This is a genomic window from Faecalibacillus faecis (assembly GCF_003024675.1).
GTDB lineage: Bacteria > Bacillota_I > Bacilli_A > Erysipelotrichales > Coprobacillaceae > Faecalibacillus > Faecalibacillus faecis.
Genome location: NZ_PYLP01000042.1, coordinates 1 through 3960, shown reverse-complemented (window position 1 = coordinate 3960; position 3960 = coordinate 1). Strand labels below are relative to the sequence as shown.

General features: G+C 30.0%; 3 protein-coding genes and 1 pseudogene. 2 read left to right on the top strand and 2 right to left on the bottom strand.

Going from position 1 to position 3960, the window contains the following annotated elements; genetic code table 11:
- Positions 1-359: pseudogene (locus tag C7U55_RS13310) on the top strand (IS1634 family transposase); the annotation flags it as partial.
- Positions 360-589: 230 nt separating this feature from the next.
- On the opposite strand, the gene C7U55_RS13305 reads toward C7U55_RS13310, so the two are convergent.
- Together C7U55_RS13305 and C7U55_RS13300 are read right to left on the bottom strand one after the other, a co-directional pair.
- Positions 590-2491, bottom strand: a complete 1902-nt coding sequence (locus tag C7U55_RS13305; protein WP_162297466.1) for an AAA family ATPase — start codon at positions 2489-2491, stop codon at positions 590-592.
- Between the two features lie 60 nt (positions 2492-2551).
- Positions 2552-2914, bottom strand: coding sequence for a hypothetical protein (locus C7U55_RS13300; protein WP_106988951.1), 363 nt, complete (start codon positions 2912-2914; stop codon positions 2552-2554).
- Positions 2915-2978: 64 nt separating this feature from the next.
- Here C7U55_RS13300 and C7U55_RS13295 point away from each other — a divergent pair, with 64 nt between their 5' ends.
- On the top strand, positions 2979-3659 hold the full coding sequence (locus tag C7U55_RS13295) for a GTP pyrophosphokinase (protein WP_230324221.1): 681 nt from the start codon (positions 2979-2981) through the stop codon (positions 3657-3659).
- Positions 3660-3960: the final 301 nt, after the last annotated feature.

Here is a 3960-nt window from a genome sequence, read left to right as displayed (position 1 = left end):
ATACATATCACAATCTATGGAGGATAGAAGAATCCTTCAGAATAATGAAGTCTGATTTAGATGCACGCCCTGTATTTCTTCAAAAAGAAAACAGCATAAAGGGACACTTCCTGATCTGTTATCTTGCCGTACTGTTAGAAAGAATATTCCAGTTTAAGATATTGGATAATCAATACAGCACACATCAAATCATGAAATTCATTAGAAGCTTTAAGGTGGTCAAAGGTGAAAGTAAATATATCAATGTAACGGCATCAAGTGAATTTATAAAAGAATTCGAAAATATTACAAATCTTCCATTTACAAATTACTATTTGACAGAGCGGCAAATTAGACAGATATTCAATTATAAGATTTAAACGAAAAAGCAATAGAGATTCTATCTTGAATTCCTACTGCTTTTTTACTATCACTATATTTTAATGCTGGATACCAAAGTCAGGTATTATATCACTTCTAACACAAAATTTGACATATTTTTTCATTATTTTAAACAAAATCTTATGTTTTTTCACATAAACATACCGCTTATAAGCATTATTGTCATATCTTCTATCATTATTTAGTTTTTTATAAACAAAAATGTCCGTTAGGACATCTGTTTGAGGATATGTGAGAGAGTTGGATTTTTCTCTTTTTGGATAAGAGAATGGAGTTTATTAGAGGAGTTTGGTTGTTTTTTTGAGATGATTTTTTCTATAGTTTCTTTAGAGAGAGGTTGATATTCTATAACCTGATCTACTTTAGAGAGTAATGGATGTCTTGGATGAATTGTTTTGTTTTTTTTGAATCCTAGACGATGTGTGATGTTTGTTTGAGAAAGAATGATAATTACGTTTTCAAAACTTATTTTTCTTTTTTTAGAATCTTCGTAGTAACCTTCTTCTAATATTTGAGAAATAAGATGAATGATTTCTTCATTTGCTTGATCAATGTTTTTTAAATATAAAACTGTATGGGGAGTACTTTGTAAGGTTGATAAAAGAATACTTGGTTCTTGATTGTTCCCTATGAGTTTGTAATAAGCATGAATGTCTTTATATTGATTCATATCCAGTTTTAGGTAATGATAGTTTAATTCTCTAGCAAGAATCTTTGCGGTTGTGGTTTTTCCTGTGCTTTCTTGTCCATAGAGAAAGAAAGAGTGAGGAAGTTTTTTGGTTTCTAATGTTTGTACTAATTGATGAATGGCTTTTTCTTGCCCAAAAATATTTTTATTAAGTTGTTTTTCAAGTGTTTTTTTATTGATTTGTTGGTGAATTGTAATGTTTAGATATTTTTCTATGGTTTCTATGATGCGTATTTTTGTAAGTTCTTGTTCATGATAGAATTTAGCTTTGACACATGATAGATCTAATATATCAATGGCTTTATCGGGATAGGTTCTGTTTTTGATATGTTGATCGACAAGGTTGATGAGTTCTTTAAGTATTGTATCGGATATTTTTATGTGATGAAAGTTTTCGTAGTAACATTTGATTCCTTTGAGGATTTCAAAGGTTTCTTCTTTGGTGTTTTCTTTTAGAGTTACTAGAGAGAATCTTCGATTCATCGCATGGTCTTTTTCAAAGTGTTTGTAGTATTCATCAATCGTTGTTGCGCCAATAACTGTCATGTCTTTTCTAGCAAGATAGGGTTTTAAGATATTTGAGGCATCAATGGCTCCTTCGGCGCCTCCTGCCCCTATGACATTATGAATTTCATCAATGAATATAATAACGTTGTCTAAGTTTTTTACTTTATCAATGATCTTTTTGAATTTTTCTTCAAATTCTCCTCGGTATTTTGTTCCAGCAACAAGAGAGGATAGAGAGAGTTCATAGATGATTTTATTTTTAAGTGAGTCTACTACTTGATGGTGATTTATCATCATGGCAAGTTTTTCAACAATTGCGGATTTTCCAACACCAGCTTCACCAATGATAAGTACGTTGTTTTTTTCTTTTTTGGAGAGGATGGTACAGATTTGTTCGATTTCGTTTTCTCTTCCTATGATTTTATATTTTTTGTTTTTTACTTTTTTATTGATGTTTACAAGTGTTGATATTTGATCTAAAGGTGTTTCAAAAGCTGATTTTTCTTGTAAGAGATAAATGAGTTCTTCGACATCAACATGGTATTTTTGTAGTATTTCATAAGCCACAGATTCTTTTTCTTTAAGAAGTGAGATGGTAAGTAAATTAAGGGTTACTTGATCTTGGTTTTTCTTTTGAGCTTCTTCCATACTTCTTTCTAAGATTTTTTTGACACTCTGGCTATATTCCATATAAAAAGGTTGATCTTCGCTTGTTCCAAACAACCTTTTTATATCTTCTTCTACAACTTCTTCATTCACTTTATATTTTTTTAAGAGTCTTTTTAGTTGATTGTCATGCATTTTTAATAAGGAGAGTAGTAAATGTTCACTGCCAACGTTTTGATGTCCAAAATCAAAAGAAATGCTTTCTGCCACAACAATTGCTTTTTGTGCTTGTTCATCAAATTCTTTCAACAATAATAACACCTTCTTTCTTTATATAGTATGTATTATTTTCTTAATTATTAGTCATCCTTAAGAAAACATACTTGCTAGCCATGACTTTTTATGAATTTCTTTACTTGATGTACAATAAGATACTTGAAGTTTTCCTTCGAGTGTTTTTCCTTTTCCTTCACCTAAGACAATGGTATAGAGACCATTGTAATACTTTGCATTAAATGCTTTTTGATGATCGGCTAATACTTGATGAACATCATCAACACCTTTGACCCATTTTTTATAGTTTTGTATGAGTTTGTCTTTGACTTCATACATTTCTTCGATATCTTCTTGTTTATAAGAGGAGGCAATGATTTTATATTTTGGGGTTTCGTTAACAGCTGTGACTGTTGTTAGGTTCATAAGAATTAGAAGAAAAATAATTAATTTTTTCATAAATTTCACCTCAAGTTCATTATGTTCATTTATAATGAAATTAAACACAAGGAGTGAATTTTTTATGAGTCGTATTATGCAAAAGGAAATTAAAAGTGAAATGAATGATTTTTTCTTTGCTAAGGATCATTTGGATTTTTATCATGAGTATGTAAATGTTGAACAAATGTATTTGGCAGGAATTAAGGAGGTAAGAACAAAATTAGAGATTTTAGATGATGAGTTTCATCATCGCTTCGATCATAATCCTATCCATCATATGGAATGGCGTTTGAAATCACCACATAGCGTTGTTGAGAAAATGAAAAGAAGAAATCTTCCCGTAGATGTTTCTTCGATTAAAGGAAATATTGAAGATATTGCGGGTATTCGGGTGATTTGTCATTATATCAAAGATATTTATCGTATGTCAGACCTTCTTTTAAGACAGGATGATATTCATTTATTAAAGGTAAAGGATTATATAAAGAATCCTAAAGAAAATGGGTATCGTAGTTTACATCTTGTTGTTGAAGTCCCTGTTTATCTTGCTAATGAGAAAGTCATGGTTCCTGTAGAAATACAAATCCGTACCATTGCTATGGATTTTTGGGCGACACTCGAACATCATTTGAGATATAAAAATAACAAGGAAATCTCTGATGATATTCGTAATCGTTTATACGAATGTGCTAAAAATATTACTGATATTGATTATGAAATGGAAGATATACATAATGAAGTCTTTGGACATCATAAAATATAAAGGGGTTTGTCAAGAAAAGTGTGTAAGTAATTTAAACATTACTAAAAAATAGGTTATTCAAGTTTGTGATTATTTCTTGTAGTGTCACTAAAAGAACTTGTATTTAATAAGCAGCAGTGTTAAAACTTTATCTTTAATACTGCTGCTTTTTGAGTATATAAAAGGTTATGCAATATATGAACAATTGCATCCTTCTTGGTTAAGATTGGCTACTTAAATATTGATTGATTCTAGTTGTAAAATGATCATCTATCATCAATTGATTTAATACCATTGACCAATTCCTAATATGACCATTTTC